Source organism: Micromonospora sp. WMMC415 (assembly GCF_009707425.1).
Lineage (GTDB): Bacteria > Actinomycetota > Actinomycetes > Mycobacteriales > Micromonosporaceae > Micromonospora.
In genome coordinates this window covers 5,914,489-5,934,782 of record NZ_CP046104.1, presented here as the reverse complement: position 1 = coordinate 5,934,782, position 20,294 = coordinate 5,914,489, and the positions used below count along the sequence as shown (strand labels likewise).

The following is a 20,294-nucleotide window of genomic DNA, read 5'->3' as shown; positions in this document are numbered from 1 at the left end:
AGCGTATGGCTCTGCACGTACGCGGTGTGCTCCTCCCCGACGACGAGGTTCGGGATCTCTGGCTGGTCGGTGACCGGGTCACCTTCGACCCCGTGCCCGGGGCGGAGACGGTCGTCGACGGCGGCTACGTGCTGCCCGGCCTGACCGACGCGCACTGCCACATCGGCATCGCCCGCGGCGGCGCCCCGATCACCTCGCTCGACCACGCCCGCGAGCTGGCCCGCACCGACCGGGACGCCGGGGTGCTCGCCATCCGCGACGCCGGGTCCCCGTACCCGTACCCCGAGCTGGAGGACGAGCCGGACCTGCCGCGACTGGCGCGGGCGGGCCGGCACATCGCGCCGCCGAAGCGGTACCTGCGCGACATCGGCGTGGAGGTCGGCGCGGCGGAGGTGGCCGCGACGGTCGCCGAGCAGGCGCGGGCCGGGAACGGCTGGGTCAAGCTGGTCGGCGACTGGATCGACCGCGGGGTGGGTGACCTGGCGCCGGCCTGGGACGCGGACACCATGACCGCGGCGGTCGAGGCCGCGCACGCCGCCGGGGTACGCGCCGCGGTGCACACCTTCTCCGAGTCGGCCGTCGAGATCATGGTGCGCGCCGGGGTGGACTCGGTGGAGCACGGCACGGGCCTCAGCCTGGACCTGATCGACCTGATGGCCCGGCAGGGCACCGCGCTCGTGCCCACGATGATCAACATTCAGACCTTCGGCGGGATCGCCGACCAGGCCCGCGCGAAGTTCCCCGGGTACGCCGACCACATGCTCGCCCTGCGGGACCGCTTCCCCGAGGTGGTGCGCGCAGCGTACGAGGCGGGCGTGCCGATCTACGTGGGCACGGACGCCGGCGGCGGCATCGACCACGGCCTCGCCGCCGACGAGATGCTGCTGCTGCACGAACGGGCCGGCATGTCCGCGGTGGACGTCCTCGCCGCCGCCTCGTGGGGCGCCCGCGAGTGGCTCGGGTTCCCCGGTCTGGTCGAGGGGGGCCTGGCGGACCTGGTCGTCTACTCCGAGGACCCGCGCCGCGACCTGCGCGTCGTCCGTACCCCCGCCCGGATCGTCCTCCGCGGCCACGTGCTGCGCTGACCGCTCCCGTCAGGACGACGGTGCGACGGCGGCGCCGAACAGTCGGACGGCGAGGCGGGTGAGCGCCTCGGCGGTGTCGTCCACCGGCGCCTGGGGCAGCACGATGTGACTGATCACCAGCCGCACGACGGAATCGGCGGCGAAGGCCAGGGCCGCCGGGTCGGCGCCGGGCAGGTGCCGCTCGGCCCACTCGATCAGCGCCGCGGACGCCTCGGCCAGCACCAGGTCACTCCGGGTGGTGAGGTACGGCAGCAGCTCCTCGGAGCCGCCCCGCGAGCTGGTGAGGATCGCCTTGACCAGCGGGTTGTCCGCCGCCGAGGCGAGGGTGTGCCGGATGGCCGCGTACGTGGCGGCACGCAGGTCGTCGCCGTGCGCGGTCAGCGCCGCGCGGACCTCGGAGACGAACCGGTCCACCTCGCGCCGGGCCAGCGCCTCGGCGAGCCCCGCCTTGGTGCCGAACTCGTTGTAGACCGTCTGCCGGCTCACGCCCGCGGTGGCGGCGACGGCGCCCATCCGCACGCCGTCCCAGCCGGTCGCGATCGTCAGCGCCCGCGCCGCGTCGACGATGCCGTCGCGCAACCGGGCCTCCCGCACGTCAACCATGATGGTCGAAGTCTAGGGCTTTCCTCCGGGTCGGCGGCGACCCGCGAGGGGCGCGGGCCGCCCGATGGCGTCCACCGGCCCGACGGCGCATAGGATGTGCGGTCATGGCACGCGTGCTCACTCCCCGTGCGGAGGACTTCCCCCGCTGGTACCAGGACCTGATCGCCAAGGCGAAGCTGGCCGACAACGGCCCGGTCCGGGGCACCATGGTGATCCGACCGGCCGGCTACGCCATCTGGGAGCGGATGCAGGCCGAGATGGACGCCCGCATCAAGGTGGCCGGCGCGGAGAACGCGTACTTCCCGCTCTTCATCCCGGAGAGCTACCTCAAGCGGGAGGCCGAGCACGTCGAGGGCTTCTCGCCCGAGCTGGCGGTGGTCACCCACGGTGGCGGCAAGCAGCTCGCCGAGCCGGTCGTGGTGCGTCCCACCAGCGAGACGGTCATCGGCGAGTTCATGGCCAAGTGGATCGACTCGTACCGGGACCTGCCGCTGCTGCTCAACCAGTGGGCGAACGTGGTCCGCTGGGAGCTGCGCCCGCGGGTCTTCCTGCGGACCAGCGAGTTCCTCTGGCAGGAGGGCCACACGGCACACGCGACCCGCGAGGACGCCCGGGCGTACGCCCGGCGGATCCTGCACGAGGCGTACGAGGACCTGATGGTCAACGTCCTCGCCATCCCGGTGCAGGTGGGCCTGAAGACCGCGCGGGAGCGGTTCGCCGGCGCCACCGCCACGTACACCCTCGAAGGCATGATGGGCGACGGCAAGGCGCTCCAGCTGGGCACCAGCCACGAGCTGGGCCAGAACTTCGCCAGGGCGTTCGACATCAGCTACTCGTCGGCCGAGGGCGGCCGGGAGCACGCCTGGACCACCTCGTGGGGCACGTCGACCCGGATGCTCGGTGGCCTGATCATGTGCCACGGCGACGACAACGGCCTGCGGGTGCCGCCGAAGCTCGCGCCGGTGCAGGCGTACGTCATGATCGTCAAGGACGGTGAGGGGGTCGGCGAGGCGGCGGCCAAGCTGCGCGACGCCCTCCGCGACGCCGGTGTCCGGGTCGCGCTCGACGACCGCACCGACACCCCGTTCGGCCGCCGGGCCGTCGACGCCGAGCTGCGCGGCTATCCGGTACGCGTCGAGGTCGGCCCCCGCGACCTGGCCGCCGGCAACGCGGTCCTGGTGCGGCGTACGGACGGCTCGAAGTCCCCGGTGCCGGTGGCGGACGTGGTCGGCGCGGTGCTCGCGGCCCTCGACGCCGACCAGAAGGTGCTCCACGACCAGGCGCTCGCCAACCGGGAGACCCGCACCCGCGAGGTGTCGACCCTCGCCGAGGCGATCGAGGCGGCCGCCACCGGGTGGGCCCGGGTGCCGTGGTCGGCGGTCGGCACGCAGGGCGAGGCCGAGGCGAACGCCCAGGGCGTCACCGTGCGCTGCCTGGTCCGCGCGGACGGCTCGGTGCCGGACTCGGAGGACGAGCCGGATCTGGTCGCCATCCTGGCCCGCGCCTACTGAGGTGTAAGGAAGGGCCCCCTCTTAACGCCTGCGGTAGAGGAAGGGTCCCCTGTTAACAGCGCTGGTGGGTGACGTGAGGTTCGCGCCGGGACGGTTGATCGTGCACCGCAACGTCCGCCGGGGCCGGATCGGCTGGGTCCGCCCCGCGCGGGTGGTCAGCGACGACGACCGCGGACTGCTGCTGTGGATCGCCCGGGGCTCGGCGGTGGCGAGTGAGGTCACCGAGGCCGGGCTCGGCATGCGGGCGATTCCGTTCGCGGAGTGGATCGTCTCGTCGTACCGGCTGGCGACCGCCCGGTGGCAGGGGCCGCCCCTGCTGAAGTTCCTGCCCACCGGGGCGGCGCACTCCGTCTGGTGGTTCCGGGACGCGCAGGGCCGCTTCGCCAATTGGTACGTCAACCTGGAGGAGCCCGGCGTGCGCTGGGACGACGGTGACCTGGCCGGGGTCGATGTGGTCGACCAGGACCTGGACGTGGTCGTCCATCCGGACCGCCGCTGGGAGTGGAAGGACGAGGACGAGTTCACCGAGCGGCTGGACTTCCCGGAGCACTACTGGGTGCCCGACCCGGACGCGGTGCGCGCCGAGGGCGAACGGGTGATCGCGCAGGCCGAGGCGGGGAAGTTTCCGTTCGACGGCACCTGGTGCGACTTCGTGCCCCCGGCGGACTGGGCGCCCCCGCCGGAGCTGCCGGCCGGCTGGGACCGCCCCCCGGTACGCTGAGGCGACCTGTGTTTCCCGTCACTTTCGGGTGGCGGTGGGTGACCCGGGCCGGTCCGGTGTGAGAGTTCCCGACCCGATCTGGCAGAATGGCTCGCTGGTATCCGGCGTGTGTCCGGCGCCCTCTACCCCGGGCACCGCGCCAGTCCACCGAGCAGTCTCCGGCCCAAACCCCACTGTGCCGGTCGGCGCTCACCCGTGCACCGCCCGTTCGGGCCGGTGAGATCGCAACAGGAGCGAAAGAACTGTGGCCGTAAAGATCCGGCTCCTGCGGATGGGCAAGATCCGCAACCCGCAGTACCGCATCGTCGTCGCCGACTCGCGCACCAAGCGCGACGGCCGGGCGATCGAGTTCGTCGGGATCTACCAGCCGAAGGAGGACCCTTCGGTGATCGAGGTCAAGTCGGACCGGGTGCAGTACTGGCTCTCCGTGGGCGCGCAGCCGAGCGAGGCGGTGCAGCGCCTGCTGGAGAAGACCGGTGACTGGCAGAAGTTCAAGGGCCTGCCGGCCCCCGAGCCGCTGAAGGTCGCCCCCGAGCGGGCCGACCGCAAGGCGGCGTACGAGGCCGAGGCGAAGGCCGCCGCCGGTGTGGCGGAGACGCCGGCCAAGCCGGCCAAGAAGGCCGCCAAGCCCGAGGCGGCTGCCGAGGAGGCGCCGAAGACCGAGGAGCAGGCCGGTGCGGACTCCGGCGAGCAGGCCTGACGTGGCCCTGCGTCCGGCGCTGGAGCACCTGGTCAAGGGCATCGTCGATCACCCCGACGACGTCCGGGTCCGGCTCGTCGACTCCCGCCGGGGCAAGCGGCTCGAGGTCCGCGTGCACCCGGAGGACCTCGGCACGGTGATCGGGCGGTCCGGCCGGACCGCCAAGGCGCTGCGCCAGGTGATCGGCTCCATCGGCGGCCGCGGCGTACGTGTCGACATCGTCGACTCGTACTGATGCTGCTCATCGTCGGCAGGATCGGCAAACCGCACGGGATCCGCGGTGAGGTCACCGTGGAGGTGCGGACCGACGAGCCCGAGGCACGGTTCGCGCCCGGGTCGGTGTTACGTACCGACCCGGGCGCGAATGCGCCCACCGAGCCCGGTGCCTACCGGGTGCCCGAGGAACTGACCGTCGAGGCCGCCCGCTGGCACCAGGGGCGGCTGCTGGTCGCGTTCGAGGGCGTGCTGGACCGTAACGTCGCCGAGGCGCTCCGCGGGACCCTGGTCGGGGTGGACAGCTCCGACGTCGCCCCTCCGGAGGACCCGGAGGAGTTCCACGACCACCAACTGGTCGGCCTGGCCGTGGTCACCCCGGCCGGTGAGCGGCTGGGCGAGGTCGCGCGGATCGACCACGCGCCCGCGTCCGACCTGCTGGTGTTGCGCCGCCCGGAGGGGCGGGACGCGCTGATCCCGTTCGTCAAGGCGATCGTCCCCGAGGTCGACCTCGCCGGCGGTCGCGTCGTCGTCGACCCGCCCGGCGGCCTGCTCGACCTCTGAGGAGGGGCCGCCGGTCCCGCCGCGTGGCCCGTCCGGCCCGGAAGCTGTTGGAGCATCCCGAATGCGCGTCGACATCGTGTCGATCTTCCCGGAGTACTTCGCTCCGCTGGACCTGTCGCTGATCGGCAAGGCCCGTGCCAACGGGGCGCTGCGGTTGGCCGTACACGATCTGCGGACCTGGACCCACGACGTGCACCGCACGGTCGACGACACGCCCTACGGCGGCGGGCCCGGCATGGTCATGCGCCCGGAGCCCTGGGGCGAGGCGCTGGACGCCCTCGCGCCGCCGGAGGTCCAGCCGCCCCGGCTGGTGGTGCCCGCGCCGACCGGCGCGCCGTTCACCCAGGCGATGGCCCACGAGTTGGCCGCCGAGCCGCACCTGCTCTTCGCCTGCGGCCGGTACGAGGGCATCGACCAGCGGGTGCTCGACCACGCCGCCACCCGGATGCCGGTGACCGAGGTCTCCCTCGGCGACTACGTGCTGTTCGGCGGCGAGGTCGCGGTGCTGGTGATCATGGAGGCGGTCACCCGGCTGCTGCCCGGCGTGCTCGGCAACGTGAGCTCGCTGGACGAGGAGTCGCACGCCCACGGGCTGCTGGAGGCCCCGATGTACACCAAGCCGGCGACCTGGCGGGGCCTGGACGTGCCGGAGGTGCTCCGCTCCGGCGACCACGGGCGGATCGCCCGCTGGCGGCGCGACGCGGCGTTGACCCGCACCGCCGACCGGCGCCCCGACATGCTGGCCGCCCTCGACCCGGTGACCCTCGACAAGCGGGACCTCGCCGCGTTGGACCGGGCCGGATTTCAGCCCCCGCCGGGGGATGTGGCAAAGTAGAGGGGTTGCCGCAGCCGGCCGCGCCGCGGGCGGCTGCGAGGATCCTCGACCGGGGTCGGCGCCACCGGCCACCACCCGGGGATCAGAATCACCCATTCGCGCACCGACTGACGGTGCGCCGTGAGCCTCACGAGGACGCAGCGATGAACATCCTGGACGCCCTTGACGCCCAGTCCAAGCGGGTCGACCTCCCCGACTTCCGCGCCGGTGACACCGTCAAGGTGCACGCGCGGGTCGTCGAGGGCAACCGGTCCCGGGTCCAGATCTTCCAGGGCGTCGTCATCCGCCGCCAGGGTGACGGCCTGCGGGAGACCTTCTCGGTCCGCAAGGTCAGCTTCGGCGTGGGCGTCGAGCGCACCTACCCGGTCAACAGCCCGGCCATCGACCGCATCGAGGTCGTGACCCGCGGCGACGTCCGGCGCGCCAAGCTCTACTACCTGCGCGAGCTGCGCGGTAAGAAGGCCAAGATCAAGGAGCTGCGCGAGAAGCAGCCCAGCAGCTGACGTCGCGCTGCGCCACGCCGCCCGAGCTGCCCGTATGTCGTACCGACCAGACGGCACTACCCTGGTCGTACGGGCGCAGCAGGGCGGCCCCCCACCCCGCGGTGGGGAGGACGTCCACTGCCGCCCGGGGAACCTCGACGAGGTTCCCGGGCGGTAGTGTCATTTCTGCGGACCGGAGAGTGGCGTGGTGCAGACGCTCAACGAGGACGGCGCGGTCGATCCGTGGCGTCGACGGACCCGCCGCACGCGCCGGCAGATGCCGCTCTGGCAGGAGCTGCCGCTGCTGCTGATCGTCGCCTTCTGCCTCGCGGTGCTGATCCGCACGTTCCTGCTCCAGGCCTTCTTCATCCCGTCCGGCTCGATGGAGGACACGCTCCTCGTCGGTGACCGGGTGCTGGTCAACAAGGTCGTCTACGACGTACGGGACCCGGTGCGCGGCGAGGTCGTCGTCTTCCGGGGCACCGACCGCTGGGCTCCGCAGGTCGACGGGCAGCCCGAGCCCGGCTTCGTGGGCAAGCTCGGCGCCACGGTCGGCGACCTGGTGGGGGTGAGCCGGCCCGGCGAGAAGGACTTCATCAAGCGCGTCATCGGCCTGCCCGGTGACCGGGTGAGCTGCTGTGACGCGCAGGGCCGGGTGCTGGTCAACGGCACGCCGCTGGACGAGCCGTACGTCGTCCGTGACTCGCCGCTGGACGTCCCGCCGAACCCGCGCGAGTGCCGCTCCCGCCGCTTCGAGGAGATCGTGGTCCCGCCCGGGCAGATCTTCGTCATGGGCGACCACCGGTTGGTGTCCCAGGACGCCCGATGCCAGGGGCCGGTGCCGATCGACAACGTGGTCGGCCGGGCCTTCGGCGTGGTGTGGCCGTCGTCGCGGTGGAGTTCGCTCTCCGTTCCCGGGACCTTCGCGAACGTCCCGGGTCCGCCCAGCGTGTCGACCGGCCGGGCGCCCGTACGACCCACCCCGGACGGCGGTGTGGTGCTGCTGCTCCCGCTCTCGGCGGCTCTGCTCCGTTCTCGCGCGTTCCGGACGGTGCCGTTCAGCCGGGCAACGTAGGCTCCTTGCGTGATTGACGAGCAGACCGACAAGCCCCGCAGCTCCTTCTGGAAGGAGCTGCCGATTCTCCTCGGCGTGGCGATCCTGGTCGCGGTGCTGGTGCGAGCCTTCGTGCTGCAGACCTTCTTCATCCCCTCGCCGTCGATGGAGAACACCCTGCAGATCGACGATCGGGTGCTGGTCAACAAGCTGGTGTACGACTTCCGGTCGCCGCACCGGGGCGAGGTGATCGTCTTCAAGGCGCCCACGGCGTGGAGCGGTAACCCGGACGGCGAGGACTTCATCAAGCGCGTCATCGGCGTCGGCGGGGACCGGGTGGTCTGCTGCGACGAGCAGGGTCGGATCACGATCAACGGCATCCCGCTGGACGAGCCGTACCTGTTCGCCTCGGACGGCGAGCGGGACAAGCCCGCCGACCAGGAGTTCGACGTCACCGTCCCGGAGGGGCGGCTCTGGGTCATGGGTGACCACCGGTCCGCGTCGGGGGACTCGTTGCAGCACTGGCAGCAGTCCGGGCAGGACATCAACGAGGCGACCATTCCCGAGGACGAGGTCGTGGGCCGTGCCTTCACGGTGTTCTGGCCGCTCGACCGGGCCGGCTGGCTGAGCGTGCCGGAGCAGTTCGACGTCATCCCCAGTTCCTGACCTGGCCGGCGACCGTGGGGGCGTGGGCGTTGTCGGCGGCGTCTGGCAGGCTGGGGCGGTGACCGTCTACACCCCTCGTCGCGCGGCCCGGGTGCTGCTCGTGGACGGGGCCGGGCGTCTCCTGCTGTTCCATGGCAGCGACCCGGCCCGGCCCGGGCACCGGTACTGGTTCACGCCCGGGGGAGGGCTCGACCCCGGGGAGAGCCCCGCGGCCGGCGCCGCCCGCGAGCTGGCCGAGGAGACGGGCCTGCGGCTCACGCCCGGCGAGTTGGGCGAGCCGGTCTGGTCGGAGACGGTCGAGTTCCCGTTCGACGGCGTCTGGTACCGGCAGGAGCAGGAGTTCTTCCTGGTCCGGGTGGCCGCCTGGGAGGTCGACACGGGAGGTTTCGACGCCGTCGAGCGGGCCAGCGTCGTCGGGCACCGCTGGTGGTTCCCGCGGGATCTGGCGGCCAGTGGTGAGCGCTACTACCCGCCGGACCTGCCGGCCGTGCTGACGCGGGCGCTGTCCACCGCGTCCGGTGCCGCTGGCGTCCCGGGCGGTGGGCCGTGCTGACGCCGCCGCGCACCGTCGTCCGCCGGGAGGGCGGCCTGTACGCGCTGGAGCGCGCTCTCCAGCGGCGCGGCTTCCGGCACGTCGCCGGCGCCGACGAGGCCGGCCGCGGTGCCTGCGCCGGCCCACTGGTGGCGGCCGCCGCGATCCTGCCCGAGGGGCGGCGCGGCGAGATCGAGGGCCTCGCCGACTCCAAGCTGCTCACCCCGGCCAGCCGGGAGCGGGTGTACGAGGAGGTGGTCGCCCGCGCCCTGGCGTACTCCGTGGTGGTGATCCCGGCGGCGGAGGTGGACGCCCGCGGGCTGCACGTGTGCAACCTCGCCGCGATGCGCCGGGCGCTCGCCTCGCTCGCCACCCCGCCGGAGTACGTGCTCACCGACGGCTTCGGCGTGGACGGCCTGGACGTGCCGGGCCTGGCGGTGTGGAAGGGCGACCGGGTGGCGGCCTGCGTGGCGGCGGCGAGCGTGCTGGCCAAGGTCACCCGGGACCGGATGATGGTCGAGCTGGACGGGACGTTTCCCGGTTACGGCTTCGCCGAGCACAAGGGTTACATCACCCCCGAGCACTCGGCGGCGCTGCGCGAGCGCGGCCCCTGCGCGGAGCACCGGTTCTCGTACGTGAATGTCGCGGCGGTGTCGGGCCGGCACGACGCCCCGCCCCGGGCACGTCGACCATTGGGCGCAAGGCCGGACGAGCCGATGGAGCGCTTGGGCGCGCCAGGGGGTACCGTCGGCGTGGCGTTGGGCGAGCGGCCTCGGCCCTCGGCGCCGGTGGGGGAAGATGTGGTCATGGAAGGCGGAGAGGGATGAGCGCGGAAGATCTCGAAAAGTACGAGACAGAGATGGAGCTGCAGCTCTACCGGGAGTACCGCGACATTGTCCGCCAGTTCTCCTACGTGGTGGAGACCGAACGCCGCTTCTACCTGGCGAACCAGGTCGACCTCCACGTGCGCAACTCGGACGGCGAGGTGTACTTCGAGGTCGAGATGCACGACGCCTGGGTGTGGGACATGTACCGCCCTGCCCGGTTCGTCAAGAATGTTCGGGTGATGACGTTCAAGGACGTCAACGTGGAGGAGTTGGAGAAGCCCGACATCTCCCTGCCCGCCGACTCCGGCTTCGGCGGCTGACCCTCCCCGGTCCCGGCGGCCCTCCCGCCGGCCGACACACCACGGCCCCCCACCGCCGTGCCCGTCATCCCGCCAGCACCACGACCTCGACCCGCTGGACGAGGTTGTTCGCGAAGCCGCCCCGGTTCCACGGCTGCTCCACCGGCTGGGTCCGGCCTGAGGCGTCCGTGGCGCGGGCGCTCAGCACGTACCGTCCCGGGGTCGCCGCCCACTCGTGGTGCCAGCGCCGCCAGGCGTACGGCCCGCCCGTGTGCTCGTCCAGCTTTGCGGGTGTCCAGGTGACACCCCCGTCGGTGGTCACCTCGACGGACATCACCGGGGCGTGACCCGACCAGGCCCGACCGTCCAGCGTGCACGGCCCCGGGCGGAGCACGCGGGTGCGGGACATGAAGTCCGGAAAGCCCGGAGGGCGGACCAGGGCGCGCGGCTCGATCCGGGTCACCGGCACCCCCGGATCGGCGGCGTCCTGCCGCAGCCGGTAGGCCACCGCGTTCTGGTAGCCGTCGAACGGGGTGGTCCGCACGTCGATCCGGCGCAGCCACTTCACGTGCGCCATCCCGTACCAGCCGGGCACGATCAGGCGGAGCGGCGCACCATGCTGCGGCAGCAGGGGGGCACCGTTCATCTCGTACGCCAGCAACACCTCCTCCCGCAGCGCCTCCGCGACCGGCAGAGCCCGCTGGTAGTCCTGCTCGACGCCGCGCTCCACCCCGTGGTCGGCGCCGGTGAAGACCACGTCGACCGTGTCGGCGGCGACCCCGGCGTCCCGCAGCAGCGGCGCGAGCGGTGTGCCCGTCCACTCCGCGTTGCCGACGGCCTCGACCAGCCAGGGCTGGCTCACCGGACGCGGGTGCAGCAGCGCACGCCCGTTGCCCGCGCACTCCAGCGTCACCCGGTGGGTGACCCGGGGCCGCTCCCGCAGCTCGGCCAGGCCCACCGCGAAGGGCCGGTCGACCGCGCCGTCGACGGTCAGGACGTGGGTGGCCGGGTCGACGTCCGGGATGTCGTAGTGGATCAGCAGGTAGTGCAGCCCGGCCGGGGTGACGTCGTAACGCAGCGCCTCGAGCGGGATGCCGTGGTTACGGGCGGCGAGCTGGAGCTCCTCGACGCTGATCGCCTCGTCCGGCCCGGCCAGCCGCGAGGGCCGGCTGACATCGTCCACAGTGGTCATCTGCTCTCCCCGGCCCGGACGGCGGCGGTACCGCCGTGACGCGGGACAAGCCTATGCCCTGTGCCGAAGTTCCGGTCGCGTCGTCGTCCGGGCCGCCGCGGGCCGGCCAGCGACTCTGGCACAGGAAGCGGGCCGGCCCGGACGATCATCTGTGGGCCGGACCGGCCCTCAGCCGTGACCGGCGGCGCCGGTCGGGCCGCACAGGTGTCACCGGTCGAACGCGAACATTGTCACCCCGGCCGGCAGCGGGCGCGGTGCCGTGCGCAGCCGGTGCACGCCCACGCCGACGCCGTCCGCCGGTTCGCTCACCGCCACCTGCTCGAAGCCGGCCGCCGCGAACCAGTCGCAGATCGTCGGCACCAGGTCCGGGTCGCGCCGGTGCCGGGTCCACACGACCGTGCCGCCGGTCGCGCAGAGGGCGGCGCAGTGGTCGACCGTCGCCCGGATGTCGGCCTCCGGGATGTTGCCGAAGACGCCGCAGACCAGGACCAGATCGGCCGGCGCCAGATCGGCGTACGCGTCGGTGCGCGCCGCGTCGCCGACGACCACCTCGACCGTCGGAAGCCCGGCCGCCGCGACGGCCGACCGGGCGACCTCGGTGTTACGCGCGTCCAGCTCCACCAGCCGGGCGGTCACGTCCGACCCACGGGGATGTTCCGCCAGCACGGGGATGAGGTCCCGGCCCTGGCCGGCGCAGAGGCTGATCGCACGCAGCGGGCCGGGCGGGGCCTGGTCGAGCGCGTCCGCGACCCGGCGGCGCACCTCGGCGAGCCGGCGAGACAGGGGCGAGTCGGGATCTCCGTAGTCGTGATGCCACGCGTGCCAGTCCTCGGTCACCGGCCCAGCCTACGGTGGCTCGGTGATCCGGTGACGCATAGCAGATCGGCTCCCGGAACGGGGTTTGTCCACAGTGGGAGCACTGTCCACAGGTGACCCGGCGGCGGGGTGGCGACCCGGCAGGCCACTCGGGCACGGTTCCTCCCCATGGGAGCTATCTCGCGGCTCGTGGCCCTGCGTCAGGTCGGCACGCTTCGTGCGGGCCTGCTGCGCCTCGGGCTGCTCCGGGTCGTCCTGCTCGTGGTCGGCCTGCTCGGGGTCGGCCTGCTCGTGGTCGTACCGGCCGCCACGTCGACACCCGGCGCGGCGTTGGACCGCGCGCAACGGTGTCCCGTCGAGATCTTGGAGATTTTCGGCCCCGGTGAGGGCCCCAATCTTCCAAGATCTGCTCCCGATGCCTGCGAAACGGTGAGTTCGGCCGCGGCGGTGAGGCCGGTCGGCGTCGTAATCGGTGCTCAGGTCCGGCCCAGGGAGGCCGCCGCGGCGCCGGCGGTCGGGGCGTACCACTGGCCGCTGCCCGGGACGCCCCCGGTGGTGCGGCGCTTCGACCCGCCGCCGCAGCCGTGGCTGTCCGGCCACCGGGGCGTGGACCTGGCCGCCGCCCCCGGCACCCCCGTGCGGGCCGCCGGTGCCGGCACGGTCACCTTCGCCGGGATGGTCGCCGGCCGACCGGTCGTCACCGTGACGCACGCCGGCGGCCTGCGGACCACGTACGAGCCGGTGCGGCCGGCCGTCGAGGTCGGCGCTCCGGTGCCGGCCGGCGGACCGGTCGGTCACCTGCTGGCCGGGCACCCGGGTTGCCCAGCCGCGTCGTGCCTGCACTGGGGCCTGCGCCGGGGCGACGTGTACCTCGATCCGCTGGCCCTGGTCGGCCGCGGACCGGTCCGGCTCCTGCCGCTGGACCCCGGGCCGCCGTGATCGTCCGAACCTGCCGTGCCCGGACCTCACGTGCCGCGGATGACTGAGCTTTCACGTGCCGCCGGATGGCTGAGCTTTCACGTGCCGCCGGAGGGCTCAGCGCTGAGCGAGCAGCGGGGGAAGCGACACGGCGAGCCGCTCGTACTCCACCGCCGCGTTGTACACCTGCCCGCACACCCGCAGCCAGCCCCGCCCGTCCCAGGCGTTCACGGCCACCTCGACGGCCAGCCGGTCGGCGATCCGGGCGCGCAGGGCCCGCGCGGCGTCCAGGGTGGTGGCGACGCCCGGCGGCAGCGGGACGATCCGCATGGCGACCCCCGGCCCGCCGGGGTCCGGCAGGTCGGCGGGGCGCACCCCGAGCGCGTCCCCCAGCACCCGCTGCCCGTACGCGGCCAGCGCGGCGTTGTGCCCGCGAACCCGGTCGAGGCCCAGACTGCGCAGCGTGAACACGCCCACGGGCGCGGCCAGCCACGGGGTGTAGTCCATCGTCGCCTGCCACTCCACGCGGCTCGGAAAGCCGGACTCCTGCTCCCAGGAGACGACCAGCGGCTCGATGCGCTCCCGCCACGGCGGGGCCACCACCAGTACGGCTGTGCCGCGCGGCGCGTACGCCCACTTGTGCAGGTTGCCCACCCAGAAGTCCGCCCCGATGCCCTGCACGGTGGCGGGCAGCATTCCGGGCGCGTGGGCGGCGTCGACCAGGATCGGCACGCCCTGCTCGCGGGCGACCCCCGCGATGGCGGCGACCGGGAGCAGCCGTGCGGTCGGGGAGGTGAGCTGGTCCACCACGAGCAGCCGGGTCCGTCCGGGACGCAGTCCGCTGCGGACGATCTGGAGGATCTCCTCGTCGGTGGCCGCCAGCGGCACCCGCAACGCCCGCGTGACCGCCCCGTTCCGGCGGCACTCCCGGGCGATCGACAGCGCGACCGCGCCGTACCCGTGGTCCGTGGTCAGCACCTCGTCGCCGGGTTGCAGTCCGAGCGACTGGAACACCACCGCCACGCCGGTCGTGGCGTTCGGCACCAGCGCGGTGCCGTCCGGGTCGGCGCCGAGGAAGGCAGCCAGGTGACGGCGGGTGTGGGTGATGCGGTCGACGAGCCCGGCGGTGAAGAACCGCAGGGGATTCGCCTCCATCTCGTCGCGCAGCCGCTGCTGGGCCCGCTGCACACCGATCGGCACGGCACCGAACGAGCCGTGGTTGAGATGGCTCACCGCCGGGTCCAGGGAGAAGAGCATGCGCGCTCCCGGGATCGGCTCGGGCGGCTGCACAACGCTCACCCGATGATCGTAACCGTCGGTGGATCTCCGGCTGCCGGTCTCCGCCCGCGGTGTTCGCCGGTTGGTTTTCCGGCCCGCTATCCGCTGGCGGTGTCGGCCGGTCCGCTCCCCGCGGGCGGTGCCCGCCGGTCCGCTCTCCGCTGGTGGTCTCCGCCGGTCCGCTCTTCGCCGGCGGTGTCCGCGGCCCGCTCTCCGGCGGGCGCTCTCAGCAGTGCTGTGGTGGCCGGGTCGACGGGGTGGGCGGCGGCTTGTTCAGGCGCGGGGATGGGCCTGGCGGTAGGCGGCGCGTAGCCGCTCGACCGACACATGGGTGTAGATCTGCGTACTGGCCAGCGAGGAGTGACCGAGCAGTTCCTGCACCGCCCGCAGGTCCGCGCCGCCCTCGAGCAGGTGGGTGGCGGCGGAGTGCCGCAGCCCGTGCGGACTGATCCGGGGCAGCCCGGCGGCCTCCGCGTACCCGCTCACGATCCGGCGCGCGGTCGTCGCGTTAAGCCGGCCACCCCGGGCGCCGAGCAGCAGAGCGTTCCGCGAGTGCGGCCCCACCAGCCTCGGACGGCCGTGGCGCAGCCACCCGTCGAGTGCTCGCTGCGCCGGGACCCCGTACGGTACGGTGCGCTCCCGGCTGCCCTTGCCCAGCACGCGGATGACGCGCCGGCCGGAATCGACGTCCGCTACGTCCAACCCGCACACCTCGCTCACCCGGACTCCGGTGGCGTAGAGCAGTTCCAGCAGCAGCAGATCGCGCAGCCGGACCGGATCGGCCTCGGCGGCCGCGGGACCGGCGGCCTGGGAAGGGCCGGACGGGTGAGCCGTCGCAAGCCCCGCGCCGCCCGTCGGCTCCACCTCCACCGGGGGGGCGTTCGTCGGTCTTGCGTCCGTCGGTCCTGCGTCCGTCGCGGCGGCCTCGACGAGGGCGGCGGCCTGGTCGGCGCGGAGCACGGTGGGCAGCTCCCGGTGCGCCCGAGGGCTGGCCAGGGGTGCGGCCACGTCGATCGGCAGCAGCCCGTGGCGGTGCGCCCAGGTGCTGAAGGTCCGGGCGGCCGCCGCGCGCCGGGCGAGCGTCGACCGGGCGGCCCCCATCGTCCGCTGTCTCGCCAGCCAGCTGCGGACGACGGCGAGGTCGAGATCGGCCGGACTGCTGCCACCGCTTCGTACGGCGTGGTCGAGCAGCGAGACCAGGTCCGTGACGTACGCCCGGACGGTGTGGGCCGAGCGGTTGCGAACCTGCGCCAGGTGGCTGGCGAACTCGTCCACCGCCTCGCGCATCGCCGGCGGCAGCGCCGCGTGCAGGGCACGCGTCGCCCGGCCGTCCCGCCGGCTCACGTGCCAGCCCCGACGGGACCCACCGTGGCCGGGCCGGCCTCACCCCGGTTGACCGCGTCGGTCGCCGCCGCGGCCGGTCGGGCTCCGGGCTGCTTGTCGGCGCGCACCCGTTCAGCTTACGGTCGGTGCATCCGCCGCCGACGGTGCCGGCGGTCGCCGATGGACGCACGTCAAGTGACAGGTGTGTGTCCACCGGGGACTGCGGGCACGGCGTGCCCGCGGTCCGCCAGGGCTTCGGACGCGACGGACGGAGGCACCGGGGTGGGGCTGGATGTCGTTCTCTACCGGGCCCTGCCCGCGGGCCGACGTGTGTCGTACGTCCCGGTGCGTGTCGTGCCGGACAACGACGACACGCTGCTGGGACTGCTCGACCGGATTCGCGGCGCCGGCCGGACACCGCTGCTGGACGGGCTGGACCCGGTCGGCGACCGGGCCTTCGACGCGCGGTCGGTGCCGACCCTTCTCGAAGAGCTGCGGTGCCTGGCGGACGTGGCGGGATCCGAGGCCGAGGCGGCCCGTGTCCGCAGTGTCGTCGCGCTGGCCCGGCGCTGCCTGCGTGAGCCCGGCACCGAGATCCGCTTCGAGGGCGACTGACCGCGCCGACAGTAACGGACCGCCGGCACCGCCGGTCGTCTTCGGGACGTGCAACCACGCCGACGGTCACGGCCCGCCGCCAGTCACGGCCCGCCGGCAGTCACGGCCCGCCGGCACCGCCGCCGGCCTCCTGCGCGGACGCGGAACGCCGCGGCGGTGGCGCGACGACCACGTACCCGCCGTCCCGCCCGACGACCAGGCCCAGTTCCTCCAGCAGGGCCAGTTTGCGCAACGCCGTGCGCACCGCCACGCCCGACCTCGCGACCACCGCGTCGACACCGGTCACGCCCCGCCGGGGCATCGACTCCAGCACGGCCGTCGCGTCGTCGTCGAGCTGGTCCGTCGGCCGCTCGGGCCCCCGGGCCGGCGGTGCGAGGTCGCCGCCGATGCGGCCCACCTCCTCGAGCACGTGCGCCACGCCGGCGACCAACCGCGCGTACGGTTCCTCCCGCAGCAGCTCGTGCGCCCCGACCGACATGACGGAGGTCACCGGGCCCGGTACGACCATGGTCCGCCGGCCGAGCGCCAACGCCCGGCGCGCGGTCTGCCTGGCGCCGCTGCGCGCCGACGCCTCCACGAGGACACTGCCGCGCGTCGCGGCGGCGATGACCCGGTTACGGATCAGGAACCGGGGCCGCAGCGGCTCCGCCCCCGGGGGCCATTCGCTGATCAGCAGCCCGGTTTCAGCGATGCGGTCGAAGAGGGCGGTGTTGCCCACCGGGTATGGCCGGTCCAGGCCGCATGCCAGCACTGCGACGGTCAGCCCACCGGCGTTCAGGGTGCCCCGGTGTGCCGCGGCGTCGATGCCGAACGCCCCGCCGGATACCACCGTCCAGCCCCGCTCGGCCAGCCCGTACGCCAGCTCGGTGCCCACGTGGACGCCGTACCCGGTGGCGGCGCGCGCCCCCACCACCGCGACCGACCGGTCCAGCGCCTCACCCAGCGGCCAGGCGCCCCGGACCCAGAAGCAGAGCGGCGGTGCGGTCTCCCGGTCGACCTTGCGGGTCGCTCCCGCCAGCACGAGGTGGCGCAGGTCGCCGACCGGTGCCGGCCACTCCGTGTCGGCCGGCGTCACCAGGCGGGCGCCGAGCCGTTCCGCCCGACCGAGCGCCTCGTTGGCCACCGCCAGAGGGTCACCGGCCGCCAGGCGGGCCGTCACCGCCTCCCGCAGCGCCTGCTCCGGCGCGCCCCCGTCCAGCAGCAGGGCGAGCGCGGCGACCGCGCCCTGCTGCTCGACCAGGTGGAACACCGACCGGGTGCCCGGCTCGGTGAGCCAGGTCAGCGCCACCCGGGCGAGCTGGTCCGCCTCCCGGCCGGCAGCCGACGGGGGTACGCCGGGTGGTGCGGGGTGGATGGTCATGTCACCTCTCCTGTCCTCGTGTAACGGCCCGGTCCGGTCGCCGCCGGCACGGCCGGCTGGCGGAGCTGCTGACTGCAGGGCCCTCGGCGGGGACCGGCTGGGGGGCGACGCAGAGTCCGGGCGACCGCAACCGGCGGGTGGGATCTCACGGCGTGCACCGGTGCTCACAGCGCCTCCCCGGTGCGTAGCCCGATCGCCTCGCGGACGTCGTCGGCGTCCGGGCGGTCCCGGCCGTCCAGGTCGGCGACGGTCCAGGCGAGCCGGAGCACCCGGTCGAAACCCCGGGCCGAGAGCGAGCCGGCGTCGAGCCGGGCACGCAGCTCCCGCGTGTCCCGGGCCGGTAGGCACCACGGCGGGCGACGCAGCACCGGGCCGGGCAGTTCCGCGTTGATCCGACGGCCGAGGCCCGACCAGCGTGCGGCCGCAGCCGCCCGGGCCGCAGCCACCCGGGCGGCCACGGCCGCCGAGGACTCACCGGGGCCCGCGACCTCCGTCAGTTCGGCCGCGCGGATGGGTTGCACGGTGACCTGCACGTCGATCCGGTCGAGCAACGGGCCGGAGAGCCGGCCCAGGTAGCGCCGACGGGTCAGGGGCGAGCACTCGCAGGTGACGTCCCCGGAGGGTTTCGCGCAGGGGCACGGGTTGGCGGCCAGGACGAGCTGGACGTGGGCCGGGTACTCGGCGGAGCCCCGGGATCGCGCCAACCGGACCCGGCCGTGTTCGAGCGGCTGCCGCAGCGCGTCCAGCGCGCCCTTGGCGAACTCGGGAGCTTCGTCGAGCAATGAACATTGACGCCGTACGGATCAAGGAAGGCCCGGCGGCGCTGCAACGCCCCGGGCCGTGGCCGGGACGGAGCCCCGACATGCACAACCCTACCCGTCGCACTCTGCGCGCCGAGGTGCGCGCCGCTGCCGCCGGACGCCCCGGCTGGCGGCTATCCGCCGCCCTGCCCTACGGGGATGCCGTTGAGGCCACGTTCGCTGTCGGCCCGTGGCGTGCCCTGATCCTCGGCAACCCGCGTGGCTGGTGGTGGTCCCTCTGGCGTGACGGTTCGCCCGTCCGCACGCTGACCACCCCGGAGGCTGGCCCGGACGAGGTGTCCGCCGTTGCCGCTATCGCCCGCGTGCTGGCTGAGATTGCCCGTGGCGGTGCCCGATGAGCCAGGCCGTCAAGGCTGCCCTGTTGGCGTCCAAGGATCTCAAGCCCACTGACCGCCTGGTGCTCGTTGCCATCGCGGCCCACAGCAACCGGGAGGGCCAGGCTTGGCCGTCCGTCCAGACCATCGCGGACTACGCGGGCGTCAGCCCCCGGACCGTTCACCGTGTCCTAGCCAGGCTGGTTCAGCTTGGCCGCCTGGTCGTGAGCAAGGTTGCCGGTATCGCGTCGAACGTCTACCGGCTGGTTGTTGACGCTGTGACGCACGCGGGCCCCGGGTCTGCCATCCCGGGCCCTGACACTGCCAACCAGGCTGCCGGGTCTGCCAACCACAGCGGCGGTTTGGCGGAGGAAGTTCTAGAAGATCAATCCAAGGGGAAGCCCCGCGCTGGCGCGCGGGAGAGTTGGCGTCGATTCCTTCCCAAAACCAAAACCCCTCAGCAGCAGCCGCAGCAGCGGCAGCCCTACGGCCACCCGGAGCGTCGAGGGGCCGCCCTGCCGCCTGAGCGGCACGCTGAGCGGTGTTCCCGGCACCTCGGGGAGCTAGCCCACAACTGCCGTTGCTGCCGCTCTGAGGCTCTGGCGGGTGGCCGATGAACGCCCGCCGCTTTGCCAGCATGTCCGGCACCGTGGCCGTGACCGTGATTGCCGCCGTGGCTTCCTACGACCACATGCGGGAGCTAGCCCTAGAGGCCGGTCAAACCCCTTTGCTGGCAACGCTTTTGCCGCTCTCGGTAGACGGGATGATCCTGGTTGCCACCCTGGCCCTCGGGGACGGCCGGCGGTCCCGGTGGAGTGCCTGGTTGGCCTTCCTGGTGGGCGTAGCCGCCTCCCTGGCCGCCAACGTCCTAGTAGCCGAACCGGACCCGGTGGCCCGTGTGGTGTCCGCCTGGCCCGCCGTGGCCCTCCTGCTCACCGTCGAGGTGTTGGCCCGGTCCGGGAAGGCTCCCCCGGTGGCCCCGGTGGAGGTTGCCGCCCCGGTGGCGGAAACCGTTGTGACGCCTCAGGAAACGCGCCAGGAAGCCCCGGAGGTAGCCGCCCCTGCCGTCACCCCGGAGGTGGCCCACCAGGGGCCCAGGGACGCCCCTAGCGGGCCGGTAGAGCGGTCCCGGAGGGTCCGCCGTCCGGTGGCCGTAACCCGGGCCCTGGCCGTGGACATGCTGGCGGAGCCTGGCACGACGCGGGAGCAGGTAGCCGCCGCCCTCGGGATCACGCCCCGGCGGTTGCGAACCGTGTTGAACGCTGCCGCGTAGCGGCCCCGAGGGGCCGGGGTGGGTAGAGATACCGCCCCGGCCCTCTGTCGCGTCTACGGGCCGTACAGCGGGGCTAGCGGCCCGCTGTCGGCAATCGTTCTAGGGCCGTCTCAAACCGCCATTCCTGGTGCGCAAGGATCAACCGTCACGGCGGCATCCCGCAGCCTTAAACCGCACGTACTCCCGGGCCGGCGCTGTCAGGTGGAGCATTACGAGGATGCCCACCAGTAGGCCCAGGATGACGCCCAGGGCCAGGCCGATAATCAGCGCCGCCGTCACCGCCGGCCCCCGT

General features: G+C 73.6%; 24 protein-coding genes and 1 pseudogene. 18 read left to right on the top strand and 7 right to left on the bottom strand.

What is annotated here, in order from left to right; genetic code table 11:
• Positions 1-5 precede the first annotated feature (5 nt).
• A complete protein-coding gene (locus tag GKC29_RS27790; protein ID WP_155333620.1) occupies positions 6-1,085 on the top strand; it encodes an amidohydrolase family protein in 1,080 nt (359 codons plus the stop codon).
• A gap of 9 nt (positions 1,086-1,094) precedes the next feature.
• On the opposite strand, the gene GKC29_RS27785 is transcribed toward GKC29_RS27790, so the two are convergent.
• Positions 1,095-1,688, bottom strand: a complete 594-nt coding sequence (locus GKC29_RS27785) for a TetR/AcrR family transcriptional regulator (protein ID WP_155333619.1) — start codon at positions 1,686-1,688, stop codon at positions 1,095-1,097.
• Between the two features lie 104 nt (positions 1,689-1,792).
• Here GKC29_RS27785 and proS point away from each other — a divergent pair, with 104 nt between their 5' ends.
• The 12 genes from proS to GKC29_RS27725 all read left to right on the top strand — a co-directional run bounded on the left by proS (position 1,793) and on the right by GKC29_RS27725 (position 10,113).
• The gene (gene proS / locus GKC29_RS27780; RefSeq protein WP_155333618.1) at positions 1,793-3,199 is read left to right on the top strand and encodes a proline--tRNA ligase; all 1,407 of its coding nucleotides are present in this window, start codon (positions 1,793-1,795) and stop codon (positions 3,197-3,199) included.
• A 73-nt stretch (positions 3,200-3,272) separates the two neighbouring features.
• Entirely contained in the window at positions 3,273-3,920 is a 648-nt protein-coding gene (locus GKC29_RS27775) for a DUF402 domain-containing protein (protein WP_155333617.1), read from the top strand.
• A gap of 244 nt (positions 3,921-4,164) precedes the next feature.
• Positions 4,165-4,620: a 30S ribosomal protein S16 gene (gene rpsP, locus GKC29_RS27770; RefSeq protein ID WP_155333616.1), complete on the top strand. Its 456-nt coding sequence runs from the start codon at positions 4,165-4,167 to the stop codon at positions 4,618-4,620.
• Entirely contained in the window at positions 4,595-4,855 is a 261-nt protein-coding gene (locus tag GKC29_RS27765; RefSeq protein WP_174242547.1) for an RNA-binding protein, read from the top strand. Before rpsP ends, GKC29_RS27765 begins: the two co-directional genes overlap by 26 nt.
• 2 nt (positions 4,856-4,857) lie before the next feature.
• Complete coding sequence (gene rimM, locus GKC29_RS27760; RefSeq protein ID WP_155334378.1) at positions 4,858-5,397, top strand: ribosome maturation factor RimM; 540 nt, start codon at positions 4,858-4,860, stop codon at positions 5,395-5,397.
• A gap of 61 nt (positions 5,398-5,458) precedes the next feature.
• A complete protein-coding gene (gene trmD / locus GKC29_RS27755) occupies positions 5,459-6,232 on the top strand; it encodes a tRNA (guanosine(37)-N1)-methyltransferase TrmD (protein ID WP_155333615.1) in 774 nt (257 codons plus the stop codon).
• A gap of 143 nt (positions 6,233-6,375) precedes the next feature.
• The gene (gene rplS / locus GKC29_RS27750; protein ID WP_155333614.1) at positions 6,376-6,735 is read left to right on the top strand and encodes a 50S ribosomal protein L19; all 360 of its coding nucleotides are present in this window, start codon (positions 6,376-6,378) and stop codon (positions 6,733-6,735) included.
• Positions 6,736-6,919: 184 nt separating this feature from the next.
• Positions 6,920-7,789, top strand: a complete 870-nt coding sequence (lepB, locus tag GKC29_RS27745) for a signal peptidase I (RefSeq protein WP_155333613.1) — start codon at positions 6,920-6,922, stop codon at positions 7,787-7,789.
• Between the two features lie 9 nt (positions 7,790-7,798).
• The gene (gene lepB, locus GKC29_RS27740) at positions 7,799-8,434 is read left to right on the top strand and encodes a signal peptidase I (RefSeq protein ID WP_155333612.1); all 636 of its coding nucleotides are present in this window, start codon (positions 7,799-7,801) and stop codon (positions 8,432-8,434) included.
• Between the two features lie 58 nt (positions 8,435-8,492).
• On the top strand, positions 8,493-8,987 hold the full coding sequence (locus GKC29_RS27735; RefSeq protein ID WP_155334377.1) for an NUDIX hydrolase: 495 nt from the start codon (positions 8,493-8,495) through the stop codon (positions 8,985-8,987).
• Entirely contained in the window at positions 8,981-9,793 is an 813-nt protein-coding gene (locus tag GKC29_RS27730; RefSeq protein ID WP_155333611.1) for a ribonuclease HII, read from the top strand. Before GKC29_RS27735 ends, GKC29_RS27730 begins: the two co-directional genes overlap by 7 nt.
• Complete coding sequence (locus GKC29_RS27725) at positions 9,790-10,113, top strand: DUF2469 domain-containing protein (RefSeq protein WP_007075222.1); 324 nt, start codon at positions 9,790-9,792, stop codon at positions 10,111-10,113. The genes GKC29_RS27730 and GKC29_RS27725 overlap by 4 nt, the downstream gene beginning before the upstream one ends.
• A gap of 64 nt (positions 10,114-10,177) precedes the next feature.
• Here GKC29_RS27725 and GKC29_RS27720 read toward each other — a convergent pair whose 3' ends face one another.
• Together GKC29_RS27720 and GKC29_RS27715 are read right to left on the bottom strand one after the other, a co-directional pair.
• Positions 10,178-11,284 (bottom strand): sulfite oxidase, encoded by a 1,107-nt coding sequence (locus GKC29_RS27720; RefSeq protein WP_155333610.1) that lies wholly within the window; start codon positions 11,282-11,284, stop codon positions 10,178-10,180.
• Between the two features lie 207 nt (positions 11,285-11,491).
• Positions 11,492-12,121, bottom strand: a complete 630-nt coding sequence (locus GKC29_RS27715) for a class I SAM-dependent methyltransferase (protein WP_155333609.1) — start codon at positions 12,119-12,121, stop codon at positions 11,492-11,494.
• A 147-nt stretch (positions 12,122-12,268) separates the two neighbouring features.
• On the opposite strand from GKC29_RS27715, the gene GKC29_RS27710 reads away from it, so the two are divergent.
• Positions 12,269-13,039 (top strand): M23 family metallopeptidase, encoded by a 771-nt coding sequence (locus GKC29_RS27710; protein ID WP_230688843.1) that lies wholly within the window; start codon positions 12,269-12,271, stop codon positions 13,037-13,039.
• Between the two features lie 96 nt (positions 13,040-13,135).
• On the opposite strand, the gene GKC29_RS27705 is transcribed toward GKC29_RS27710, so the two are convergent.
• Both GKC29_RS27705 and GKC29_RS27700 read right to left on the bottom strand, forming a co-directional pair.
• A complete protein-coding gene (locus GKC29_RS27705; protein WP_155333608.1) occupies positions 13,136-14,317 on the bottom strand; it encodes an aminotransferase class V-fold PLP-dependent enzyme in 1,182 nt (393 codons plus the stop codon).
• Positions 14,318-14,569: 252 nt separating this feature from the next.
• A complete protein-coding gene (locus GKC29_RS27700) occupies positions 14,570-15,583 on the bottom strand; it encodes a tyrosine-type recombinase/integrase (protein WP_155334375.1) in 1,014 nt (337 codons plus the stop codon).
• 318 nt (positions 15,584-15,901) lie between these two features.
• Between GKC29_RS27700 and GKC29_RS27695 the strand changes: the two genes are divergently transcribed.
• On the top strand, positions 15,902-16,234 hold the full coding sequence (locus GKC29_RS27695) for a hypothetical protein (RefSeq protein WP_155333607.1): 333 nt from the start codon (positions 15,902-15,904) through the stop codon (positions 16,232-16,234).
• 100 nt (positions 16,235-16,334) lie between these two features.
• Here the strand turns inward: GKC29_RS27695 and GKC29_RS27690 are convergent, their stop codons facing one another.
• Positions 16,335-17,594, bottom strand: a complete 1,260-nt coding sequence (locus tag GKC29_RS27690) for a DNA-processing protein DprA (protein WP_155333606.1) — start codon at positions 17,592-17,594, stop codon at positions 16,335-16,337.
• Positions 17,595-17,758: 164 nt separating this feature from the next.
• Positions 17,759-18,376, bottom strand: a pseudogene (locus tag GKC29_RS27685) (ATP-binding protein); the annotation flags it as partial.
• Between GKC29_RS27685 and GKC29_RS27680 the strand changes: the two are divergent.
• Genes GKC29_RS27680 through GKC29_RS27670 form a run of 3 tightly spaced genes read left to right on the top strand, consistent with a single transcriptional unit; the run spans position 18,376 to position 20,002 of the window.
• Complete coding sequence (locus tag GKC29_RS27680) at positions 18,376-18,753, top strand: hypothetical protein (protein WP_155333605.1); 378 nt, start codon at positions 18,376-18,378, stop codon at positions 18,751-18,753. The pseudogene GKC29_RS27685 and the gene GKC29_RS27680 sit on opposite strands and share 1 nt — an antisense overlap.
• A complete protein-coding gene (locus tag GKC29_RS30675) occupies positions 18,750-19,346 on the top strand; it encodes a helix-turn-helix domain-containing protein (RefSeq protein ID WP_155333604.1) in 597 nt (198 codons plus the stop codon). Before GKC29_RS27680 ends, GKC29_RS30675 begins: the two co-directional genes overlap by 4 nt.
• Positions 19,343-20,002: a DUF2637 domain-containing protein gene (locus GKC29_RS27670; protein WP_155333603.1), complete on the top strand. Its 660-nt coding sequence runs from the start codon at positions 19,343-19,345 to the stop codon at positions 20,000-20,002. The genes GKC29_RS30675 and GKC29_RS27670 overlap by 4 nt, the downstream gene beginning before the upstream one ends.
• The last annotated feature ends 292 nt before the right edge of the window (positions 20,003-20,294 follow it).

Excerpts from the sequence above, each read along its gene's own strand:
- GKC29_RS27790 (WP_155333620.1), top strand. The coding sequence starts at position 6 with ATGGCTCTGCACGTACGCGGTGTGCTCCTCCCCGACGACGAGGTTCGG.
- GKC29_RS27785 (WP_155333619.1), bottom strand. The coding sequence starts at position 1,688 with ATGGTTGACGTGCGGGAGGCCCGGTTGCGCGACGGCATCGTCGACGCG.
- proS (WP_155333618.1), top strand. The coding sequence starts at position 1,793 with ATGGCACGCGTGCTCACTCCCCGTGCGGAGGACTTCCCCCGCTGGTAC.
- trmD (WP_155333615.1), top strand. The coding sequence starts at position 5,459 with ATGCGCGTCGACATCGTGTCGATCTTCCCGGAGTACTTCGCTCCGCTG.
- rplS (WP_155333614.1), top strand. The coding sequence starts at position 6,376 with ATGAACATCCTGGACGCCCTTGACGCCCAGTCCAAGCGGGTCGACCTC.
- GKC29_RS27725 (WP_007075222.1), top strand. The coding sequence starts at position 9,790 with ATGAGCGCGGAAGATCTCGAAAAGTACGAGACAGAGATGGAGCTGCAG.
- GKC29_RS27720 (WP_155333610.1), bottom strand. The coding sequence starts at position 11,284 with ATGACCACTGTGGACGATGTCAGCCGGCCCTCGCGGCTGGCCGGGCCG.
- GKC29_RS27710 (WP_230688843.1), top strand. The coding sequence starts at position 12,269 with ATGGGAGCTATCTCGCGGCTCGTGGCCCTGCGTCAGGTCGGCACGCTT.
- GKC29_RS27700 (WP_155334375.1), bottom strand. The coding sequence starts at position 15,583 with ATGCGCGAGGCGGTGGACGAGTTCGCCAGCCACCTGGCGCAGGTTCGC.
- GKC29_RS27690 (WP_155333606.1), bottom strand. The coding sequence starts at position 17,594 with ATGACCATCCACCCCGCACCACCCGGCGTACCCCCGTCGGCTGCCGGC.
- GKC29_RS27680 (WP_155333605.1), top strand. The coding sequence starts at position 18,376 with ATGAACATTGACGCCGTACGGATCAAGGAAGGCCCGGCGGCGCTGCAA.
- GKC29_RS30675 (WP_155333604.1), top strand. The coding sequence starts at position 18,750 with ATGAGCCAGGCCGTCAAGGCTGCCCTGTTGGCGTCCAAGGATCTCAAG.
- GKC29_RS27670 (WP_155333603.1), top strand. The coding sequence starts at position 19,343 with ATGAACGCCCGCCGCTTTGCCAGCATGTCCGGCACCGTGGCCGTGACC.